The sequence below is a fragment of the Nocardia sp. NPDC047038 genome (assembly GCF_040644075.1).
Lineage (GTDB): Bacteria > Actinomycetota > Actinomycetes > Mycobacteriales > Mycobacteriaceae > Nocardia > Nocardia sichangensis.
In genome coordinates, this window is the sequence record NZ_JBEYVQ010000002.1 from 72548 (window position 1) to 92489 (window position 19942).

The 19942-nt window shown below is 69.5% G+C and carries 19 protein-coding genes and 1 pseudogene; 5 read left to right on the forward strand and 15 right to left on the reverse strand.

Going from position 1 to position 19942, the window contains the following annotated elements; genetic code table 11:
* Positions 1 to 117: 117 nt before the first annotated feature.
* From proC to ABZ824_RS08480, 5 genes are all read right to left on the reverse strand, one after another.
* A complete protein-coding gene (proC, locus tag ABZ824_RS08460; RefSeq protein WP_355071923.1) occupies positions 118 to 936 on the reverse strand; it encodes a pyrroline-5-carboxylate reductase in 819 nt (272 codons plus the stop codon).
* Between the two features lie 32 nt (positions 937 to 968).
* Positions 969 to 1856, reverse strand: coding sequence for a thioesterase family protein (locus ABZ824_RS08465; protein WP_356962591.1), 888 nt, complete (start codon positions 1854 to 1856; stop codon positions 969 to 971).
* 139 nt (positions 1857 to 1995) lie between these two features.
* Positions 1996 to 2874 carry a sugar phosphate isomerase/epimerase gene (locus ABZ824_RS08470; protein ID WP_355071920.1) on the reverse strand — a complete coding sequence of 293 codons (879 nt, stop codon included), beginning with the start codon at positions 2872 to 2874 and terminating at the stop codon, positions 1996 to 1998.
* Between the two features lie 110 nt (positions 2875 to 2984).
* Complete coding sequence (locus ABZ824_RS08475; RefSeq protein WP_356962592.1) at positions 2985 to 4589, reverse strand: hypothetical protein; 1605 nt, start codon at positions 4587 to 4589, stop codon at positions 2985 to 2987.
* Positions 4586 to 5617, reverse strand: a complete 1032-nt coding sequence (locus ABZ824_RS08480; RefSeq protein ID WP_355071917.1) for a Ppx/GppA phosphatase family protein — start codon at positions 5615 to 5617, stop codon at positions 4586 to 4588. The genes ABZ824_RS08475 and ABZ824_RS08480 overlap by 4 nt, the downstream gene beginning before the upstream one ends.
* 65 nt (positions 5618 to 5682) lie before the next feature.
* Between ABZ824_RS08480 and ABZ824_RS08485 the strand changes: the two genes are divergently transcribed.
* Positions 5683 to 6555 carry a hypothetical protein gene (locus tag ABZ824_RS08485; protein ID WP_356962593.1) on the forward strand — a complete coding sequence of 291 codons (873 nt, stop codon included), beginning with the start codon at positions 5683 to 5685 and terminating at the stop codon, positions 6553 to 6555.
* A gap of 109 nt (positions 6556 to 6664) precedes the next feature.
* Positions 6665 to 6994, forward strand: a complete 330-nt coding sequence (locus tag ABZ824_RS08490) for a hypothetical protein (protein ID WP_355071913.1) — start codon at positions 6665 to 6667, stop codon at positions 6992 to 6994.
* Positions 6995 to 7067: 73 nt separating this feature from the next.
* Here the strand turns inward: ABZ824_RS08490 and ABZ824_RS08495 are convergent, their stop codons facing one another.
* The 3 genes from ABZ824_RS08495 to ABZ824_RS08505 form a co-directional block, all read right to left on the reverse strand.
* Entirely contained in the window at positions 7068 to 7757 is a 690-nt protein-coding gene (locus tag ABZ824_RS08495) for a response regulator transcription factor (protein ID WP_355071912.1), read from the reverse strand.
* Positions 7754 to 8938, reverse strand: coding sequence for an ATP-binding protein (locus tag ABZ824_RS08500; protein WP_356963469.1), 1185 nt, complete (start codon positions 8936 to 8938; stop codon positions 7754 to 7756). The genes ABZ824_RS08495 and ABZ824_RS08500 overlap by 4 nt, the downstream gene beginning before the upstream one ends.
* Before the next feature lie 162 nt (positions 8939 to 9100).
* A complete protein-coding gene (locus ABZ824_RS08505; RefSeq protein WP_356962595.1) occupies positions 9101 to 9538 on the reverse strand; it encodes a helix-turn-helix domain-containing protein in 438 nt (145 codons plus the stop codon).
* A 91-nt stretch (positions 9539 to 9629) separates the two neighbouring features.
* Here ABZ824_RS08505 and ABZ824_RS08510 point away from each other — a divergent pair, with 91 nt between their 5' ends.
* Positions 9630 to 10289: an NAD(P)-binding domain-containing protein gene (locus ABZ824_RS08510; RefSeq protein ID WP_356962596.1), complete on the forward strand. Its 660-nt coding sequence runs from the start codon at positions 9630 to 9632 to the stop codon at positions 10287 to 10289.
* Between the two features lie 87 nt (positions 10290 to 10376).
* Here the strand turns inward: ABZ824_RS08510 and ABZ824_RS08515 are convergent, their stop codons facing one another.
* The 6 genes and pseudogenes from ABZ824_RS08515 to ABZ824_RS08540 all read right to left on the reverse strand — a co-directional run bounded on the left by ABZ824_RS08515 (position 10377) and on the right by ABZ824_RS08540 (position 17276).
* A complete protein-coding gene (locus ABZ824_RS08515) occupies positions 10377 to 12434 on the reverse strand; it encodes a CocE/NonD family hydrolase (RefSeq protein ID WP_356962598.1) in 2058 nt (685 codons plus the stop codon).
* A gap of 207 nt (positions 12435 to 12641) precedes the next feature.
* A complete protein-coding gene (locus ABZ824_RS08520) occupies positions 12642 to 13379 on the reverse strand; it encodes a phosphoglyceromutase (RefSeq protein WP_355071904.1) in 738 nt (245 codons plus the stop codon).
* 82 nt (positions 13380 to 13461) lie between these two features.
* A complete protein-coding gene (locus ABZ824_RS08525; RefSeq protein WP_356962600.1) occupies positions 13462 to 14364 on the reverse strand; it encodes an ROK family protein in 903 nt (300 codons plus the stop codon).
* Positions 14365 to 14431: 67 nt separating this feature from the next.
* Positions 14432 to 14935 (reverse strand): YbjN domain-containing protein, encoded by a 504-nt coding sequence (locus ABZ824_RS08530; RefSeq protein ID WP_355071902.1) that lies wholly within the window; start codon positions 14933 to 14935, stop codon positions 14432 to 14434.
* A gap of 203 nt (positions 14936 to 15138) precedes the next feature.
* Positions 15139 to 16377, reverse strand: a pseudogene (gene mshA, locus ABZ824_RS08535) (D-inositol-3-phosphate glycosyltransferase); the annotation flags it as partial.
* 77 nt (positions 16378 to 16454) lie between these two features.
* A complete protein-coding gene (locus ABZ824_RS08540) occupies positions 16455 to 17276 on the reverse strand; it encodes an alpha/beta hydrolase (protein ID WP_356962602.1) in 822 nt (273 codons plus the stop codon).
* A gap of 70 nt (positions 17277 to 17346) precedes the next feature.
* Between ABZ824_RS08540 and ABZ824_RS08545 the strand changes: the two genes are divergently transcribed.
* Entirely contained in the window at positions 17347 to 18084 is a 738-nt protein-coding gene (locus ABZ824_RS08545) for an SDR family NAD(P)-dependent oxidoreductase (protein ID WP_356962604.1), read from the forward strand.
* A 110-nt stretch (positions 18085 to 18194) separates the two neighbouring features.
* Complete coding sequence (mscL, locus tag ABZ824_RS08550; RefSeq protein ID WP_356962605.1) at positions 18195 to 18683, forward strand: large conductance mechanosensitive channel protein MscL; 489 nt, start codon at positions 18195 to 18197, stop codon at positions 18681 to 18683.
* Between the two features lie 6 nt (positions 18684 to 18689).
* On the opposite strand, the gene ABZ824_RS08555 is transcribed toward mscL, so the two are convergent.
* On the reverse strand, positions 18690 to 19913 hold the full coding sequence (locus ABZ824_RS08555; protein WP_356963470.1) for an Ig-like domain-containing protein: 1224 nt from the start codon (positions 19911 to 19913) through the stop codon (positions 18690 to 18692).
* Between the last annotated feature and the right edge of the window lie 29 nt (positions 19914 to 19942).

Sequence of the window (19942 nt, forward strand, 5' to 3'; positions counted from 1 at the left end):
CCGCCGGCTTCCCCACCGGCGGAACAGACACGCACGTGCTCCTTGAAGCTTAGCGGGACCAGTGGTGTTACTGCGACGGGTGTGAGAAATCGGGTTTTCCGATTTTAAACAGACCGGTCACTCCGCTGATGCGCCCTGTTCGACCGACCGTTCCTTCGATGCGAAGAGGGCTTCCCAGAATGCCGAGCGTAGTCCTCCGCGCTCGAGTTCGCGGATCGCGGCCGCGGTGGTGCCCGCGGGCGAGGTCACCGCGGCGCGCAATTCCGCCGCGGTCTGGGTGGAACTGTCCAGCAGGGCGGCCGAGCCGACCATGGTCTGCACGACGAGCTGGGTGGCCACATCCCTGGTGAGCCCGAGCCCGACGCCCGCGTCCACCAAGGCCTCGACGACCAGGAAGAAGTAGGCGGGCCCGGATCCGGACACCGCGGTGACGGCGTCCATCTGGCTCTCCGCCACGGTGACCACCTTGCCGACCGCGCCGAGCACCTCGGTCACCAGTTCCAGATGCCGCTCGCGCGCATAGCGCCCCGGCGCGATGACGCTCATCCCCTGCCCCACCAGCATCGGCGTATTCGCCATCACCCGCACCACGGGGAACCCGGCGGGCATTTTGCCCTCCAGTCGAGCGGTCGGCACACCGGCGGCAAGCGACACCAGCACCTGATCGCGGTCGCTGCCGATCTCCGCCTTGCCCAGCGGCGCGAGCACGGCGTCCACATCGCCCGGTTTCACCGCGATCACCAGCAGATCCGCGCCGACCGCGGCATCGGCGAGGTCGTCGGTGACCCGGACGCCGAAGCGGTCGGCGAGCTGATGGGCCCGTTCCCGATGCGTCTCCACGACGACCAAATCCTTGGTCAGCCGCCCGGACTCCAGCAACCCGGCGACCAACGCCTCCCCGATGCGCCCGCCACCGATCACCGCAATTCTCGTCATGGGCCTCAAGGCTAGACGGCGCGCGCGGCGGCTCAGCGCTGGGGAACGAGCGCCAGCTGACGACTCTGCGCCACGACCGCGCCAGTCGAGTCCAGCACCAGCTGATCTTCGTCGAACATGCGCTCACCCACCTCGTGCGCGGTGGCGACGATCCGCAGCCAGCCCGGCGCGGGCCTACGACGCAGGTAGGTGGTCATCTGCACGGTGGGCGCCCAGCCGAAGTGGCCGAGGTTCATCGGGACCGGCGGGCTCATGTCGGCGCTCATCATGGCGAAGTACATCGCGACGTCCGGGTCCTGTTCGTCGCCCGGTCGCGGACGAATCCACAGCCGCAGGCGCGGCTCGCCCTTCGCGCCCGCGAGGAAGCGGGCCCAGTCGCGGTCGAGATAGATGTCGGCGCCTCGGCCGACGTGCACGATGTCGCCCATCTGGGAGCCGGGCTCGTAGCCGATGGCATCGGCGGGCGGCTCCGTGGGCATGTCGGAGTGCTCGGGCGCGTAGATCGGGTTCGCGTCGTCCAGGCGGCTGAAGGTCAGCGCCGTGCGCACCAGGACGCGGCCGTTCTGGACGAGGTCGGCGTCGGCCAGGCAGATCTGGCGACCGATCTTCCGCAGGCGCACCTCGTATTCGACCTCGCCGGGGTTCGGCGCGCCGAGGAAATCGGAACTCGCGGCGACCGGCGCCATCCCGACCAGCGCGGGATCGGCGGCGCGCAGCCAATTCGTCGCCGCGGCCGCGCTGCCCGCGACCATCGTCCCGCCGTGCACCTTCGGGCCGATGGTCCAGATGTCGTCGATGAAGCCCAGGTAGCGGCCGGTGTCCGGGGTTCGCGGCGGCGCCGGTTCCAGCGCACACACCTGGCTGAACGGTGCGTCGGTCGTGGCCGCCGGGCCGAATTCGGCCGTCAGCTCCGTCGTCATCCTCACTCCTGTCCTGCGTCGACCGCACCCGATGGCGTCGTTCGCGGCCTCGCGACCACACTGTCGGCAACGGGTTCGTACAACGTACAACGCAACCGGCGACCGACCCCATGGCCGCATACCGGAGTAGCGACGAGCGTCACATCGGCGGTTCGGGCGAGCTGTGCCGCGCGCCGGCGGGAGTGGGCGCGGCGGCCTCGGTCAGATGCTTGCGGGCGAAGGCCAGCGTGCGATGCAACATCTCGGCCCGCTCCTTGGTCGTGCGCGCGTTCTGCGTGTTGATCTCGGCGACGACCTGGCCGGTGAAACCGCTGCGGACCATGCTCGCGCACACTTCCACGCACGGCTGGGTGCCATCGCCCGGAACGAGGTGTTCGTCGTGCGCGGCGCCTCGGCCGTCGGCAAGGTGCAGATGGACCAGACCCGCGCCCATGCGGGCCGCCAGCGCCAACGGGTCGGCTCCTGCGGTGGCGGTATGGGACAGGTCCAGGGTGTAGTGGCGGAACCCGGTGTCGGTCGGGTCGTAGGAGGGGCTGAAGGCGGTGAGCGCCGGACCCGGGCCACCACGGCGCTCCAGTCGGCGCACCGCGCCTTCGCGTCGGCCGAACAGCGTGTCCGCCCGCATCGGGAACATGTTCTCCACCGCCACGATCACCGGGCTGCTCTCCTCGAGCTCGGCCACCTGCGCCGCGAACCCGGCCGCATAGCGGCGCTGCCAGCGGAACGGCGGGTGCACGACGACAGTGCCCGCGCCGAGCGCCTGGGCGGTGTGCACGCTGCGCTCGAGCTTGGCCACCGGATCCGAACCCCATACCCGCTGCGAGATCAGCAGGCACGGAGCGTGCAACGCGAGCACCGGAACGCCGTATCTGCGCGAGTACGCCTGCACGGTGGCGATGCTCTGGCTGGCGGGCTCGGCCCAGACCATCAGCTCGACGCCGTCGTAGCCGAGTTCGGCGGCGTAACGGAACGCGGCCTCCGTGTTCTGCGGGTACACCGAGGCGGTCGAGAGCCCCACCCGGATCTCCTTCGGCCGGGATGCGCCCCCGGTGTCTTCTGGCGATCCCTCGCCCGTACGCGACCCGGTCTCGTTCGCCTGCCCGATATTCGCCACGACTTGCTCCATGCTCAGTTCGTGCTGAGAAGAAAGGCCAGTGGCCCCAGGGTGACGAAGATGCCCACGACGACGGCGATCACCGTGCTGAGGATGTCGTCGGTCCTGCGCAGGATCCGCACGAGGGCCACCAGGCCGAGAATCACGATCATCGCCAGGGCCAGCGCGACCCAGGGCAGCATCTCCCACATCCGCTCGAAGCCCTTGAACAGCAGCATGCCCGCGACGGCGGCGCCGGTGCTCTGGCCGCCGAGGATCATCCACTGGCGCCGGTTCTCGTCGTCCTCCGCCTTCTTGACGGCCCGGGACCGGCGCGAGGTGGCCCGGCTGGTGACGCGAGGTTCGTCGACGATGTCGTCCTCGTCGTCTTCGTCCTCGTCCAGCGCGATCGGCTCGTAGACGTCGGTGACGCCGTCCAGTTCCGCGGCCTCGGCCGCGGCGCGCCTACCGCGACCGCCTCTGCCGTTGCGCGCCGCCGCGCCGCGTTCGGCCCGGTCGACGCCGTCGCGCAGCAGGTCGCCCGCGACCGTCTGGCCGGAGAGCAACTGCTGATCCTGGCTGGCCAGCGACCACGCGGCGGTCGGGATGCCGACGGATTCCGGCGCGGAATCGGCCTGCGGCTTGTGCCGGCGGGCCGACCAGGCCGGTAGTCCGTTCTCGCCGACGCCCTCGCGGCGGGCTGATCTTCGATGTGCCTCCTGCTGCGGCTCGGGCGGAGCGGGCCTGGTCGGCTTCGGTCTCGGATCAGGCGGCGGCGGAAGGGGCAGCGGTCCAGATTCCGGGGCGAAACCGCCGGTGGACGGGGACCAGGCCGCGGTGGACGGACCGAGATCCTCGGCGGCTTCCGCGGCCTCCGCCGCTCTGCGCCTGGCCGCGCGCCCTCCCCTGGCGCCGTTGCGTTCGGGCAGCGGCGAACGGCCGAAGCCGGGTGCGTCCCGCTCTCCGTGGCCGTTGCGGCCCGGTTCACCGACCCCGCGTTCGGACAGCGCGTCCCGGCCGAACGGCTCGTGCGGGGCCTCGTGCCAGGACCGTACCTGGGTGGCCTCTTCTTCGGGTTCCTCCCGCCTGCGCCTGCGCCCCGAGCGCGGGGGCGTCTCGGGCACACCCGCCAGTGGGTCGGGGGCGTACGGACCGGGCGCGACCGAGAACAGATCGGACACCGGAGTATCCGGCGACAGCGGATCGAAGGACGTGCCGTGCCGCGAAGAGGGCATCTCGCGGCCGGGCATGACCCGGTTGGATCGCCCGGGCGGCGGATCGGCCTGCGGCGGGTCCGGCTGCGCGTAACCGGCCAGCGGGTCGTACATCGAAATCGGGCCCGACATGGGCGAATACGACGACGGATCGGGCTGCGGCTCGGGTGAGTAGGAAACCGGTTCCGGCGCGGGCGGATCGAACGAGGGGGCCGCGTAGGCGGGCTCCTCCGCGTCGGAATCCGGCGCCGCGTGCGCGGAGTGGCCACCGCCGTCCCGGATGACCGGCAGGTCGCCGGTCAGTTCGGCGACGGAGATGCCACGGCCACTGCGGCGACGTCTGCCACCGCCGGACGAGCCTCCGCTCTGCTGGCCGTTACGCGCCAGCAGTTCCGCGACCGACAGCTGTTTGGAATCCTCGCTCATGACGACACCGTCCCGATCGAGCCCGGCGAAGGCGCGCCGCCGGGCGCGGGCCGACCGTCACCGGTCGCCGTGCCCGCTGAGTACGTTGCTTCGGGTCCACCATTCATATCGGTATCCAGTTTGCGCAGGATCAGCCCTTCACGCAGCGCCCACGGGCAAATCTCCAAAGTATCGAGCGAAAGTGCCCGCATACTCGCCTCCGCGACCAGTGCGCCGGCCACCAATTGCTGTGACCGATCGGAACTTACGCCTTCCAATTCTGCACGGTCCGCCGCCGTCATCCGCGAGATGAACGCAATCAGTTGGCGCAGACCCGAGCTCGTGAGTGTACGACGCACCCGCGGACCCGCCGCGGAGGGTGCCGCTCCGGTGAGCCGTGCCAGCGACCGGAAGGTCTTCGAGGTGCCAACGGCGAGATCGGGCTTGCCCGGCTCGAGCAGCTTCTTCGCCGGTACCACCAGCTCGGCGTCGAGCCAGTCCCGCAGCACGGCGACCCGGCGCTTGCCCGGCGGGTCCTCGCGCAGCCACTCCCTGGTCAACCGGCCCGCGCCCAGCTGCAAGGACAGCGCGACGTCGGGTTCCTCGTCGCCGCCGTTGGTCATCTCGAGCGATCCGCCGCCGATGTCCAGGTTGAGAATGCGCCCGGCGCTCCAGCCGTACCAGCGGCGCACCGCGAGGAAGGTCAGCCGCGCCTCGTCGACGCCGGACAGCACCCGCAGGTCGACTCCGGTCGACTCGCGCACGCGACCGAGTACCTCCTCGGAATTGGCCGCCTCCCGCAGCGCCGAGGTGGCGAACGGCATCAGTTCGACGCATCTGGACGTCTCGGCGATGCTGGCGAATTCGGCCACGGTGTCGATCAGCCGCTGCGCGCCCGCCTCGGTGATTCGACCGGCGACGTCGATGTTCTCCGCGAGCCGCAAGGTGGCTTTCGTCGAGCTCATCGGCAGGGGGTGACCGCCACGATGCGCGTCCACCACGAGCAGGTGAACGGTATTGCTTCCGACATCGAGTACCCCAAGCCGCACATGAACACGGTACTGGGTGGTGTGGCACTTCAGCCCAGGCGACTGAACTGTTAGCGTCCTATTTCGTGACGGTAGGCGCATCACCGAGCAGCCCGACCCGGCCCCGACCAGCGGGGAAGATCGACCCGGCCCCGGAAGTCGATCCGGACTTTCCCCGTGAGTGGATCGAGTTCGTAGATCCGGCAAATGACGAGCATCTGATCGTCGCGGATCTGACTTGGTTGCTGTCGCGGTGGACGTGCGTGTTCGGCACCCCGGCCTGTCAGGGCATCCTGGCCGACCGGCCGGACGACGGCTGCTGCTCGCACGGCGCGTTCCTCTCCGACGAGGACGACCGCAAACGACTGAGCCGCGCTGTGAAGATGCTCACACCCGAGGACTGGCAGCTGCGGGACGAGGCGACCAACGCGCAGGGCAAAGTCACCAAGAGCGGCTACCTGGAACTCGACGAACTGGACGACGAGCCCGCGCTGCGCACGCGCCGGTTCGACGGCGCGTGCATCTTCCTCAACCGTCCCGGCTTCGCGGGAGGAATCGGCTGCGCCCTGCACTCCATGGCGCTGCGGCGCGGCATCGAGCCGCTGGAGGTGAAGCCGGACGTGTGCTGGCAGCTGCCGATCCGCCGCACCCAGGACTGGGTGGACCGGCCCGACGGCGTGCAGATCCTGCGCACCGTGATCACCGAATACGACCGCCGCGGCTGGGGGCCGGGCGGCGCCGATCTGGACTGGTACTGCTCCGGCTCTCCCGACGCCCATGTCGGCAGCAAGCCGGTGTGGCAGTCCTACGCACCGGAGCTGACCGAACTGATCGGCGCGCCCGCCTACGCGGAGCTGGCCAGGCACTGCAAGCGCCGCGAGGGACTCGGCCTGATCGCCGTCCACCCGGCGACGGTGCACGCCGAGCGGATGCGCGAATCCACGGATCCGTTCGCCTGACCAGTTTGCCGGTCGGGCGCTCGGTCGGCCGCGGTCGGCGGACCGATTCGCCGGGCGGTTCACCCCGTCGCCATGCGAGCTTTACCCGGATCGGGTTTGATGTGCCGTTATGTCCAAGAAAGTTCTCACCGCGGCCACCATCGCCCTGGGCGCCGCCCTCTCGCTGACCGGAGTAGCCCACGCCGAGCCGAACGGCGACCCGCACAAGTTCTTCGACTTCACCACGGAGTTCGTGTCGGCCACCGATCCGGCCGCGGTCAACGCCAAGGCCGCGGGCAAGCTCCTGATCGCGAGCCCGTACGGCACCTCCCACACCATCGCCTGCCGCGGTACCAACACCGTCGATCTCTACGACTGCATGCAGGAAGACGATCTGGGCTGGATCACCCTGCAGAAGACCGAGACCCCCCTCGGCACCACGTGGATCTACGTCCCCTGACACACCGCTGAACGCAACGGCCGAGAGCACCGCAGTGCTCTCGGCCGTTGCGGGTTCTCGCCGCGCGGAGCGCTCACGCCTCCAGTTTGTAGCCCAAGCCGCGCACGGTGACCAGGTGTTCCGGCTTGGCCGGATCCGTCTCGATCTTCGAGCGCAGCCGCTTGACGTGCACGTCGAGGGTCTTGGTGTCGCCGACGTAGTCGGCGCCCCACACGCGGTCGATCAGCTGGCCGCGGGTGAGCACCCGCCCGGAGTTGCGCAGCAGGTATTCGAGCAGGTCGAACTCCTTGAGCGGCAAGGTGACCGGCTTGCCGTTCACCATCACGGTGTGCCGGTCGACGTCCATCCGGACCGGACCCGCTTCCAGCACGCCGCTCTCGTTGGAGCCCTCCAGCTCGTCGCCGGCGCCTCGGCGCAGTACGGCGCGGATGCGCGCGATGAGCTCGCGGGCGGAATACGGTTTGGTGACATAGTCGTCGGCGCCCAGCTCCAAGCCGACCACCTTGTCGATCTCGCTGTCGCGCGCGGTGACCATGATCACCGGGACGCCGCTGCGGGTGCGCAACTGCTTGCACACGTCGGTGCCGCTCATGCCGGGCAGCATCAGGTCGAGCAGGACGATGTCCGCACCGGACCGGTCGAACTCGGCGAGCGCGGACGGCCCGTCACCGACGACGGTGACCTCGAAACCCTCCTTGCGCAGCAGGAACGCGAGCGGATCGGCCAGCGACTCCTCATCCTCGACGATCAGAACACTCGTCATCTGCGTGCCTCCACACCATTCGGTCGGCCCGGTCCCGGAGGACGCGGGCTTGTTTCATTCGTGCCAACCACGGCGCCGTCGTGGTCGTCGTCGGCGCCTGCTTCGTGATGGGCGGGTATGCGCAAGGTGAACGTCGATCCGGTGCCCAACTTGCTCCACAGGGTGATTTCCCCGTTGTGGTTGGCGGCCACGTGTTTGACGATAGCCAGGCCTAGACCGGTGCCGCCCGTCTGGCGCGAACGCGCCTTGTCGGACCGGAAGAATCGCTCGAACACCCGCTCCTGGTCCTCTTTGGCGATGCCGATGCCGCGGTCGGTGACCGCCATCGCCACGTGATCGCCGCGCAGTGAGCGGCTCACCGACACGTGGGAACCGGCCGGCGAGTAGGCGATCGCGTTCTCCACCAGGTTGGACAGGGCGGTGACCAACAGGGTTTCGTCGCCGAGCACCTCGAGCCCGCTCGGGCGGTCGGTGCTGACCGTGATCCCGGCGGCTTCGGCGGCGGTGCGGGAACGGTCGACCGCCTGCATCACCACGGTGTCCACGTCCACCACCTCGAGTTCGGGCAGTTTCTCCGCGCCTTGCAGGCGGGAGAGCGCGATGAGCTCGGTCACCATCTTGCCGAGGCGGCGGGATTCACCGAGCACGCGCTGACCGAAGTGTCGCACGGCGTCGGGGTCTTCGGCGGATTCCAGCAAAGCTTCGGCCAGCAGGCTCATGGCGCCGACCGGGGTCTTGAGTTCATGACTGACGTTGGCCACGAAGTCGCGCCGGGTGGCCTCCATGCGCGCCTGTTCGGAATCGTCGTCGGCGAACAGCACGGTGAAGGTGGTCTCCTCGCGCGACAGTTGCCTGGCGACGCCGCGCACCGCGATGCGGCCGCGGCCGGGGACCGGATTCTTGGCGGTGAGGTCGAACTCCGCGGATTCGCCGGTGGCCAGCACCTTCTCCACCGCGGCCCAGGCCCGCTCGTCGAGCAGGCGATTGCGGACCAGGCCGAGTTCCTCCGCGCGCGGATTGACCAGCACTACGTCGCGGTACTCGTCGACGACCGCGATCCCGCTCTCGGAGGCGAGCACGATCAGGTCGAGAACCTGCGACATGGTGAGACCGGAGTCGGCCTGCCTGCGCGCGGCCTGCCTGGCATTCACATACGGGATCAGTAGCCCGCCGACTGCCAGGCCGACGACAGCCGCCAAGATGGCCAGCAGCACGGCCTGGGGAACACTCACACTTGAATCGTACGGTCGCCGACCGGTCGGCCAACGCGGGGTACACGAAGTTTCGCGCAGGTCATAGGCCCTTCCGGCCCCGTTAGCCGCATGTTTACGCGCTGTTCGACGTCACGTATCCGCCTCGTATTCACCGAGCGGTCGGTTTTCTTCGTCGTCGGCCTCGGCCTGGGCCGCGTTCACCGACGCACCGTGCTTGTCCACCCACTCGCCCAGGGCGTAGATCGGGGTCAACAGGTCCACGCCCGCCTCGGTCAGCTCGTATTCGACCCGCGGCGGGGCCTCGGCGTAGCGGTGCCGGCGCACCAGCGTCATCTGTTCCATCCGGCGCAGCGTCTGCGTCAGCATCTTCTGACTGATCCCGCCGACGGCCGCGCGCAGCTCGCCCGGACGCATCGGCCCCTCGCGCAGCAGGTAGACGAGCACCGGTAGCCAGGAGTTGCCGAAGATGTCCACACCCATCCGGGCCGGGCAGTCGGATTCGAAGTCGCCGTAGGGCGCGAATTCCACCCGCTCGGCGCTGACCGGGTCGATCGGTGCTGCGTTCACGGCTCCAGCTTGCCAGCGCCGTTGCGCACCTCCGGGTGCCTTTCGGATTTCCTAGCGTCGTCGTCGAACACATTTCGAGTCAGGAGTTCGAATGCGAATCGGAATCATCGGCGCGGGCGCGATGGCGCGGGCGCTCGGCGGCGGCTGGAGCGCGGCGGGGCACGAAGTACTCATCGGCGCCCGCACCGCCGCCGCCGCGGCGGAATCGGCGGCCTCGATCGGCGGGCGCGCCGGGAGCATCACCGACGCGGCGACGTTCGGCGACGTCGTGCTGCTCGCGTTACCGGTGCCCGCGCTGTCGGAGGTGCTGCACGCGACCGGAGAGCTGCTGGCCGGACGCACGGTGGTCGACTGCACCAACGCCTTCGCCCCGGATGCGGCGGCGCCGGAAGGAGCCACCGCCTTCGTCCTGGCGGAAGACGCCGTCGCGGAACGGGTCGCTGCGCTGGCGCCGGGAGCGCACGTGGTGAAGGCCTTCAACCTATGCGCCGCCGAGGTGTGGCAGGCGAAGGCGCGCGTCTTCGACGAGCGCCGCTTGGCGGTGCCGCTGTGCGGTGACGACGAGGCCGCGCTGCGGGTGGTCGCGGGGCTGGCGGAAGACCTGGGATCGCGGGCGCTCCCGGCGGGCGGGCTGCACCGGGCCCGGTACCTGGAGGCGATGTCGGTGTTCACCGTCGGTCTCTGGTTCGCCGGGCACGACGCCCGCGCGATGTTCCCGCCCTTGGAGGCCGCGTTCGCCGTCGTAGACTGACCGCACGACGATGAGGCCGGAGCGTGCACCCTCGCCCATACCCCGCGACGTCGATGCGCGGGGTGCACGCCCGGACCCGCCCCGGATCTACCAGCCCGGATTGCCGCTGACCGGGATGTTGACGAAGCTCGGACGGCCGGGGTCCAGCTCCAGATGCTGAGGCCGCAAGCCGGTGTCGATCAGCATCGGCAGGATCGGCAAGCCCTTGGGGAAGTTGCCCGCGTAGACGTCGACGCGCAGGCGGTGACCGGGTTGCAGGATCGCCTCGGTGGCGGGCAGCGCGATGTCCAGCGTGGTCACCTCGCCGGGGACCGTGGGCTGCCGCTGCTCCAGCGAGGTGTACGGCCGCGGATCGGTGTAGTCGCCGTTGGCCGACTTGCTGCTGTTCGCCTCATCGATCGCCCGCAGCGAAGCCATGAGCTGACCGGACGACAGCACGCTGGACTGCCCGTCCGGCGCGACATCGTTCACCGTGACCACCCAGTACCCGTCGGCGGCATCTTGAACGGTGTTGAGCCGCACCGCGATCCGCCCCGAAATCGTGGTCGGCTCGCCGACCGGGGCGCTGGTGAAGGTCAGCCCGTTGAGTTCCTCGACCCTGGAGTCCTTCGCACAGCCGTCGATGACCGAAAGCACACCGGCACTGCCCTGGGCGGCGTCGTTGGAACACAGGCTGGTCAGGCCGGGCGCCGCGGTCAGACGCGCGGGCTCGCCGGTGCCCGTGGCATCGAGCGAACCGTCGTAGCGGCTGTTCGCGGTGCCGCTGGCGGCGGCGGACAGGTACATCCTGCGATGCACCGCCTGCCCCGGATTCGCGGCGGCGGTCGACGCGGCGAACGAGTCGGTGGTGATCCAGCCACCGCCCTGCTGACGCAGGGTGATCGGGCCGTACTGCTCGATGCCGTTGTCGATGTCTTTGAGCCACCGGTCGAACCACGCGCGCTGCAACACATCCAGCCGCGGCGGCAGGCCCGGCTTGCCGTACTCGTTGCCCGAGTTGAGGTGGTAGGTGTTGCCCATCAGCAACTGCTTCCGGCCCGGCGGCAGCGGAATCTCGTCGTAGATCTTGGATTCCGAGTAGGTGAACAGGTCGTGCCAGCCGCCGGTGACGAAGGTCGGCGTCCGGATACCGCTGGGATCACCGAGCCAGTCCTGGCGCGGGCCGGAGCCGTCGGTCAGCAGTTCCTTGGCGCGCGGGTCGAGATCCTCGATGCGCGCGGTGGTGTAGACGTTGAGCAGGACGTCCATGAAGGTCAACGGATCGCGGGCGCGGTCGGCCAGCCACGTGGTGTCCAGTTGCCCGTTGAGCACCGAGGCGAGATCGGGAATCAGCTTGAGCCCGTTGACCGCGGTGAGCCACAGCGGGATGAAGTTGAAGCCGAAGCCGCCGCCGGGTGCGAGCACGTCGTTGACCAGGTCGCTTCCCGGCACGACCGGGAAGATCGCCTGCAAGGCGGGCGGGCGCTTCTGCGCGACCTGCACCTGATTGATCCCGGAGTAGGAGATGCCGTTCATGCCGACGCGTCCGTTGGACCACGGCTGCCGGGACGCCCAGTCGATCACCTCGAGCGTGTCCTGTTGTTCGCGTCCGCGCAGCATGTCCCAGACGCCCTGAGAGAAACCGGTGCCGCGCACGTCGACGACCACCTGCGAGTAGCCGCTCTTGATCAGCTGCCGGTCGACGGTGAAGTTGCGCAGTTCGCCCCCGCCGAACGCCTTTGTCAGGTCGGTGACGCCGGACAGCGGCGTGCCGCTCATGTCGATCTGCCGGAAGAATTCGATCAGCGCGTCGGACAGGCCGGGGATCGACTGCGCGTGATCGGCCAGATTCGACACCAGCTTGGTGTACGGCGTGAGATTGACGATCGTCGGCGTAGGGGTGTCGACAGGGCGGCCGGAGGCGTCCGCGGGCCGGTAGACGTTGCCCTTCAGGACCGTTCCGTCACTCATCGTGATGGGAACGTCCCACTGGATGTTGATGTTCGGGTACTGCTGCGGATCATCTTGGGTGGCAGTCCAAGCCGCTCCGGCAGCGCCGCCGTCCGGGCCGGTAGGCGGCGCGACGGCATCGGCGCCGGCGGCGAGCAAGGGGACGAGCATCGTGACGGCAACCGCCGCCACTGTGGCCCGCAGCGCGTTCTTCATCGGACGTGATCCACCTCTCGGCTGGTCGAACGACCAGAGTGTACCTACTTACTTCCCGGTAGAAATAGTGGGTAACTTAAATCGCCGACATCGCGCCGCGGATCGACCGGCATCCCTCCGGCGTGTCGCACGGCAACACCTCATCGAAACGACGACGCGCTGCCACCCGGGCGGGTGACAGCGCGTCGAGAGTGCTCGGTATGCGGGTTACTTGCCGCCCTGACCGGCGACGGCGGCGGCGCCCGCGGCGGCCGCCTCCGGGTCGAGGTACTCGTGCGGGCGCACCGGGCGCAGGTTCTCGTCCAGCTCGTACCGCAGCGGGATGCCGGTGGGGATGTTCAGGCCCGCGATGTCCTCGTCGGAGATCTGGTCGAGGTGCTTGACCAGCGCGCGCAGCGAGTTGCCGTGCGCGGCGACCAGCACGGTCTTGCCGGACAGCAGGTCCTTGGAGATGGTCGACTCCCAGTACGGCACCATCCGGTTGACCACGTCGAGCAGGCATTCGGTCTTCGGGACATCTATGCCCGCGTAGCGCGCGTCGCCCTCTTGGCTGTACTCGTTGGCCGGGTCGATCGGCGGCGGCGGGGTGTCGTAGCTGCGGCGCCACAGCATGAACTGCTCGTCGCCGTACTTCTCCCTGACCTGCGCCTTGTTCTTGCCTTGCAGCTCACCGTAGTGGCGCTCGTTGAGCCGCCAGTCCCGGATCACGGGGATCCAGTGCCGGTCGGCGGCGTCCAGCGCGATGTTCGCGGTGGAGATCGCGCGACGCAGCAGCGAGGTGTAGACGACGTCCGGCAGGATGCCGTGCTCGGCCAGCAGTTCCCCGGCACGCTTGCCCTCGGCGATGCCCTTGTCGGTCAGATGCACGTCCACCCAGCCGGTGAACAGGTTCAGGGCGTTCCATTCGCTTTCGCCGTGGCGCAGCAGCACGAGGGTGTACGTCATGCGGCCATCCTCCCATGCGCGCTGCGCCGGGTCGCATCGGTTCCCGCCTCCGCCGCCCCGGTCCTGGCGCGAAAGCGCGATGTCAGACCGGTTCGTCGGCGGTGTGCTCCGCGGCGAGCACGCCCGCGCCCGCCAGGGTGGCCCCGTGGGTGATCTCGGAGAGTTCCACGCGCAGTCCGCGCAGGAATTTCAGTCCGGCGTGCGCGTCCACCGCGGCCCGCAACGGATCCCACAGCGGCGCACCGGATTGCGCGAACCCGCCGCCGATCACCACCCGGTCGACGTCGAGCAGGGCGGCGGCCGAGGCGACCGCCGCGCCGAGCGCGGTGCCAGCCCGGTGCAGCGCGGCGACGGCGATCTCGTCGCCCGCGTGCGCGTCCGCGGCCAGCCGCACCCCCGTGGCGCCGGGCCAACCCTGCTCGCGCGCCCAGCGCACCGACGACATGCCACTCGCGACCGCCTCGACGCAGCCGCGGCCGCCGCAGCCGCAGGGCGTGTCCCACCCGGGCACTACGATGTGACCCACGTGCCCGGCGTTGCCGGTGCGCCCGAGCAGCACCTTGCCGCCCGCGACGATCCCTCCGCCGATGCCCGACGACACCGTCATGGCCAGCGCGTCGGGCACCCCGCGCAGCGCGCCGAGGCGATGTTCGGCCAGCGCGAGACAAGCGCCGTCGATGGCGAAACGAATCGTGGCGGCGGGAAAGAGTTCCCGCACGGCGGCGACGATCGGGAATCCCGTCTTCCACTCCGGGATGTTCAACGGACCCGTGACGCCGGTGCGCACATCCACCGGCCCGGCCGCACCGATACCTACGGCGCTGACGGGTTCCGGCCCCGCGACCGCGCGCAGCAGTTCACGACAGACGTCCCACACGCCCGCGTCCGGCACGTCCACCCGGCGCACGTCGCGCACGTCGGCACCGGGGCCGACCACCCCGGCCGCGAACTTCGTCGCGCCGATGTCGAGAGCGAGAATCGCCAATGCCGTCCCTTCGCCGATCCGAGCCACCTGCGATTGTCACCCGGGAACCGGACGGGGCGACGACCGGCTACGGCTTGTCGGCGGAATCGACCAGATGCTCGAAGGCGCGCAGGTTCTGCAGCGACTCGCCGCGCGAGACGCGCCACTTCCATTCCCGCCGAATGGATTCGGCGAAACCGAGTTCCAGCAGCACGTTGAAGTCGGCGTCGACGGCCTCGAGAATCTGGCCGAACACCCGGTCCAGTTCGTCGGCGGTGACGGCGTGCGCGGACATCCGGCCCACCAGGTAGATGTCGCCGACCCGGTCGAGGGTGTACGCGACGGCGTAGAGCCTGCGGTTTCGGCGCAGCAGGAACTTGTACACGCCTTCGAAGTTCTCGTCGGGCTTACGGCAGACGAACGCTTCGAAGCGGACCCCGTGCTTGCCCACCGTGACCATCACCGTGGTCTTCAGTTTGCGCTCACCGGGCAGGACGACGACGAAGGTCTCCTCCCCCGGCCGGGTGTATTCGATCTCCCTGTCCCGCAGCGTCTCATCGATGAGCCGCGCGGTCGTCTGTACCTCGTTCACCGGCGCACTCCCATCCGGCGCCGCCACAGCGCCCGCGATCTCGCCTGACTGTTCTCGCCGAGCAGGGCGGCCGTCCGCTCCGCGGCGAGACCGGTGTGGTCGTCGGACACCCGGTCGTAGGCATCCTCCCGCACAGCGCTGTGCGCCAGGCCGCGTCCGCCGAAAGCCGCCCGCTCGTCCCGGAAACCGGCCATGGCCGCGGCGTAGCTGGCGAGCAGCCCGTCGGCCGTGTGCGCCCAGGAGAAGTTGGCCGCGTGCGCGACGGCCTGCTCGCCCATCCGGTGCAGCCGGTCCGGGTCGTCCAGCAGGTGGCGCAGCGCGTTCGCCCAGTCCACGGTGCGGTGGCCGGGGACGAGCAGGCCGGACGCCTCGTGCCGTACGGCCGTGCCGAGACCGCCCACGTCGGCGGCGAGCACCGGGGTGCCACTGGCCTGCGCCTCGATCGCGACCAGGCCGAAGGACTCGTTGTAGCTCGGCACCGCGACCAGATCGGCGGCGCGGTAGACCAGCACCAGCCGTTGCGGCGGCTGCGGGGGCAGGAAACTGACCCGCTCGGCGATGCCGAGTTCGGCGGCCAGATCGATCAGCGCGTCCGGCCGCTCCAGCCCGCTGCCGGACGGGCCGCCCACGATCAGCACGCGCAGTTTGCGCTCCGGGTCGGCGCGCAAGACCTCGGCCGCGGCGCGCACCAGCACATCGGGCGCCTTCAGCGGCTGGATCCGGCCGACGAACGCGACGATCCGCTCGTCGGCGGCCAGCCCGAGCGCGGCGCGGGCGGCGGCCTTGTCACCGGGGCGGTAGCAGGTCAAGTCGGCACCCGGCGGGACGACATCGATGCGCTCGGGGTCGGCGCCATAGAGTTCCACCAGCTGGCGGGCTTCCTCAGCGGTGTTGGCGACCAGGCGATCGGATTCGGCGATCACTTGCTTCTCGCCGATCTCGCGAGTCGCCGGTTCGGGACAGTCGCCCTCGGCCAGCGCGGCGTTCTTCACCGCCGCCAGGGTGTGCGCGGTGTGCACCAGCGGCACCCGCCACCGGTCCCTGGTCAGCCAGCCGACCTGGCCGGACAACCAGTAGTGCGAGTGCACCAGGTCGTAGTGGCCGGGCAGGTGCCTGGCCTCCTGACGCAGCACCTCCGCGGTGAAGGGGCACAGCTGGGTGGGCAGATCGTGCTTGTCCAGCCCCTCGAACGGGCCTGCCACCACGGTGCGCACCAGCACGCCGGGCGCGGCCTCCTGGACCGGCGGGACGTTCGACGCGGTGGCCCGGGTGAAGATCTCCACCTCGGTGCCGCGCCGGGCCAGCTCGACGGCCGTTTGCAGGACGTAGACGTTCATGCCGCCCGCGTCGCCGGTGCCCGGCTGAGCGAGTGGTGAGGTGTGCACCGATAACACGGCGATACGGTTCGGCCGTAGGTCCAGGCGCTGACTCACACTATCCATAGTGCACGTTGCGTTCCCCGGCCCAGACACGCTATCCGCGGCAAGTGAGAGCTATCACAGAGCAGACATGAATCCGATCACAGACTCTCGATGAACGCGCGCACCTCGGCGACGAACCGGGAACGGTCCTCGATGAACAGGCCGTGCTGGGCGTCCTCCCAGAACGACACACGCGCGTCCGGCACGGCCTCGGCGATGTAGCGGCCGTTGTCGACGGGAACGACCCGGTCGGCGGTCCCGTGCAGGACGAGCACCGGAACGTCCAGTGTGCGCAGGGTCTCGGTGTTGTCGACGGTCCGGTAGAACAGCGCTTTGCGCACCGCGGGCGGGGTGGCGAGACTGGCCCCGAACAAGCGCTGCGCGTCCGGCCCCTTGTCCGCGCCCGGTCCGGTGTTCGCATTGCCGAACACACCGAAGGCGCGCACCGCCCGCCCCGCGCTCTCCTCGAAGACGCCCGGAATCGCCTCCCGCATCATGCTGCCGGTCGCCGCGCCGGGCACACCGGGGCCGATATTCGCCATCGAGCCGGTGTAGACGACGCCCGCCACGGCGCCGGTGCCATAGGCGGTCAAGTAGTCGGTCAGCACGATCCCGCCGTAGGACCAGCCGAGCAGCACCGCCTCGGACGCGATGCCCTCGGCCGCCAGCACCGCCGCGACGTCGGCCGCCCAGTTCTTCGGATCGTCGTAGCCCGCCGCGGGCGCGTCGGAGTAACCGTGGCCACGCAGGTCGACGGCGACCACCCGCATGTGCGCGGCGAGGTCGTCGGCGGCTCCACCCCAGCAGCGCAGATTCGCCGACCAGCCGTGCAGCAGCACCAGCGGCCTGCCGTGCGCCGGGCCGCTCACCCGGTAGACGATGTTGGTTCCGTCCGCGCTCACCACGTCCCGAATAGCCATGCACCGAGGCTAACCGTGCTCGCGGGACCGCCAGGACCCGGCAAACCTCGCGCACCTAGGATCTGTTCGCATGAGCACTCGCACCGCCGTCGTCACCGGAGCCAGCTCGGGGATCGGGGAGGCCACCGCCCGTGAGCTGGCCAAGCAGGGCTATCACGTCTACGTCGGTGCGCGCAGGCTGGATCGCCTTGGCCGCCTCGCCGACGAGATCGGCGGCACCGCACTGGAACTCGACGTCACCTCGGACGAGTCGGTGCGGGCGTTCACCGAAGCGGTCGAGCGCGTCGACGTGCTGGTCAACAACGCGGGCGGCGCGAAGGGCCTGGCTCCGGTGGCCGAGGCCGACCTGGACGACTGGCGCTGGATGTGGGAGACCAACGTGCTCGGCACACTGCGCGTCACCAAGGCGCTGCTGCCGAAGCTGATCGCCTCCGGTGACGGGCTGATCGTCACCGTCACGTCGGTGGCCGCGTTCACCGCCTACGACAACGGCGCCGGGTACACCTCCGCCAAGCACGCGCAAGCCGTGCTGCACCGCACGCTGCGCGGAGAGCTGCTCGGGCAGCCGGTGCGCCTCACCGAGATCGCGCCCGGCGCGGTGGAGACCGAGTTCTCGCTGGTGCGTTTCGGCGGCGACGCCGAACGCGCGGCCAAGGTGTACGAGGGCATCGATCCGCTGGTCGCCCAGGACATCGCGGAGGTCATCGGGTTCGTCGCGTCGCGACCGGCGCACGTCGATCTGGACCAGATCATCATCAAGCCGCGTGACCAGGCGGACGCGGGCCGGTTCGCCCGGCGTACTTCATAGCGGATGCACATTACCCGTTCGGCTGCGCCAGCCCCGGCCGCGAATTGCTGGGCCTTCGCTGTTCGCCCGTAGCCGTTACCATCCGAGAAGCCGCACGCGTAAGACATCGGATGGGAGTGATTCGGCTCATGTTCAAGGGCTTCAAAGAGTTCCTGATGCGCGGGAACGTCATCGATCTCGCGGTCGCCGTCGTCATGGGCACCGCGTTCACCTCCGTGGTGACCTCGGTGACGAAAGGTGTCGTCAATCCGCTGCTCGCGGTGTTCGGCAGCACCAATCAGCTGGGTCTCGGCGTACAGCTGATCCCCTCCAAGCCCGCCACCTTCATCGCCGTCGGCCCGATCATCACGGCCGCCATCGATTTCTTGATGGTCGCGGCGGTGCTGTACTTCGTGCTGATCCTGCCCATGAAAACGATCAAGAATCGCTTCGGCACACCGAAGGCGGCCGAGCCCACCCAGATCGAACTGCTGACCGAGATTCGCGACCTGCTCGCCGAGCGGCACGAAGCGGTCCGCGCCCAACGCCAGGCCGACCGAGAGGTCGAAGAGGAACACGCCGACGACGCGACCGAAGAACAGAACGTGAAGGTGCGCTAGAACCGGTCAGCGCGCCCCCGCGGGCTGCGGGGGCAGGGGTGTGGCGGAGACCACGGCGGACGGCGCGCCCCGCAACGCCGACATGGTTTTCCAGGTGTCCCAGTCGATGGTCCAGTCGTAGAGGTCGCCGTCGGCGGCCGAGAGCGGGATCGAGGTTCCGGTCACCTCGACCGGATCGCCGTACAGGGACGTGGGGAAATAAGCCTGGGCATCACCGGGCGACAGATTGATGCAGCCGTTGGTGACGTTCGCCGACCCTTGCGCCGACAGCGATTCCGGGTTGGCGTGGATGAATTCGCCGTTGTTGGAGATGCGTACCGCCCAGCGTTCGCGAACATTGGTGTAGAACGGCGGGTTCGACATCATGAAGTCTTCGTACTTCTCGGTGACCACGTGGACACCGGAACGAGTCACGTTGCGCGCCTCGTTGCCCTCGCCGTAACTGACGGCGAAATCGAAGACCGTCCGTCCGTCGCGGACCACCTGCATGCGGTGACTCGGGGCGCTCGCCTTGACGATCTGGCTGCGGCCGATGCGGAAATCGGTGGTCAGGTCGGAATCGCCGTAGTTGCCGCCACCGAGGTCGAGGCCGTAGAGGCGGGCCGAGACGTGCACGGCGGTCCCCGGTGTCCAGTAGTTCTTCGGACGCCAGTGCAGGCGGGAGCCGCCGTCGTCCGGGAACCAGGCCCACGCGCCCTCGGTGGGCGGGTCGGTGGTGATCGTGAGCGCCTTCTCCACCGCCGCCTTGTTCGTGACGGAGGACTTGAACTGCAGGATGATCGGCGCCGCGATGCCGACCTCCTGGTTGTCGCCGATGTTCAGGGTCGCGGGGACGGTGCTCTTGGGCTTCAGGGTGTGGAACGAGCCGTCGATCGGGATCGGCTTGCCGTCGGCGCCGACGGCGGTGCCGGACCAGGCGTAGGTGGCGTCGTAGCCGAGCGGCTCGGTGATGGTGTAAGCGCGCCGGTCCGGCGCGAGTTCGCCGCGGACCTGCTTGCCCGCGGCGTTGGTCAGCGCGACCTGATCGATCGTGCCGTCGCTGATCGTCACCGAGACCGGCGTTGTCGGGTTGACGTTCGTGGCGTCGGCGGCGGGGGTCAACGTCGCTTTGGCGATCGGACCGGCAGCGGCACGCGGCTTTCCGGAGCCGCGGTCTATCGTGCAACCGGCCACCAGAGCGACGACCACGAGCAGGAGGGCCGACACCACGGCAACCGATCGGCGGATCATCGTGCGGTGGTTCACTTCGTCGAATCTAC

Excerpts from the sequence above, each read along its gene's own strand:
- ABZ824_RS08490 (WP_355071913.1), top strand. The coding sequence starts at position 6,665 with ATGTCCAAGAAAGTTCTCACCGCGGCCACCATCGCCCTGGGCGCCGCC.
- ABZ824_RS08510 (WP_356962596.1), top strand. The coding sequence starts at position 9,630 with ATGCGAATCGGAATCATCGGCGCGGGCGCGATGGCGCGGGCGCTCGGC.
- ABZ824_RS08555 (WP_356963470.1), bottom strand. The coding sequence starts at position 19,913 with ATGATCCGCCGATCGGTTGCCGTGGTGTCGGCCCTCCTGCTCGTGGTC.
- ABZ824_RS08540 (WP_356962602.1), bottom strand. The coding sequence starts at position 17,276 with ATGGCTATTCGGGACGTGGTGAGCGCGGACGGAACCAACATCGTCTAC.
- ABZ824_RS08495 (WP_355071912.1), bottom strand. The coding sequence starts at position 7,757 with ATGACGAGTGTTCTGATCGTCGAGGATGAGGAGTCGCTGGCCGATCCG.
- ABZ824_RS08475 (WP_356962592.1), bottom strand. The coding sequence starts at position 4,589 with ATGAGCGAGGATTCCAAACAGCTGTCGGTCGCGGAACTGCTGGCGCGT.
- ABZ824_RS08515 (WP_356962598.1), bottom strand. The coding sequence starts at position 12,434 with ATGAAGAACGCGCTGCGGGCCACAGTGGCGGCGGTTGCCGTCACGATG.
- ABZ824_RS08545 (WP_356962604.1), top strand. The coding sequence starts at position 17,347 with ATGAGCACTCGCACCGCCGTCGTCACCGGAGCCAGCTCGGGGATCGGG.
- ABZ824_RS08520 (WP_355071904.1), bottom strand. The coding sequence starts at position 13,379 with ATGACGTACACCCTCGTGCTGCTGCGCCACGGCGAAAGCGAATGGAAC.
- proC (WP_355071923.1), bottom strand. The coding sequence starts at position 936 with ATGACGAGAATTGCGGTGATCGGTGGCGGGCGCATCGGGGAGGCGTTG.
- ABZ824_RS08465 (WP_356962591.1), bottom strand. The coding sequence starts at position 1,856 with ATGACGACGGAGCTGACGGCCGAATTCGGCCCGGCGGCCACGACCGAC.
- mscL (WP_356962605.1), top strand. The coding sequence starts at position 18,195 with ATGGGAGTGATTCGGCTCATGTTCAAGGGCTTCAAAGAGTTCCTGATG.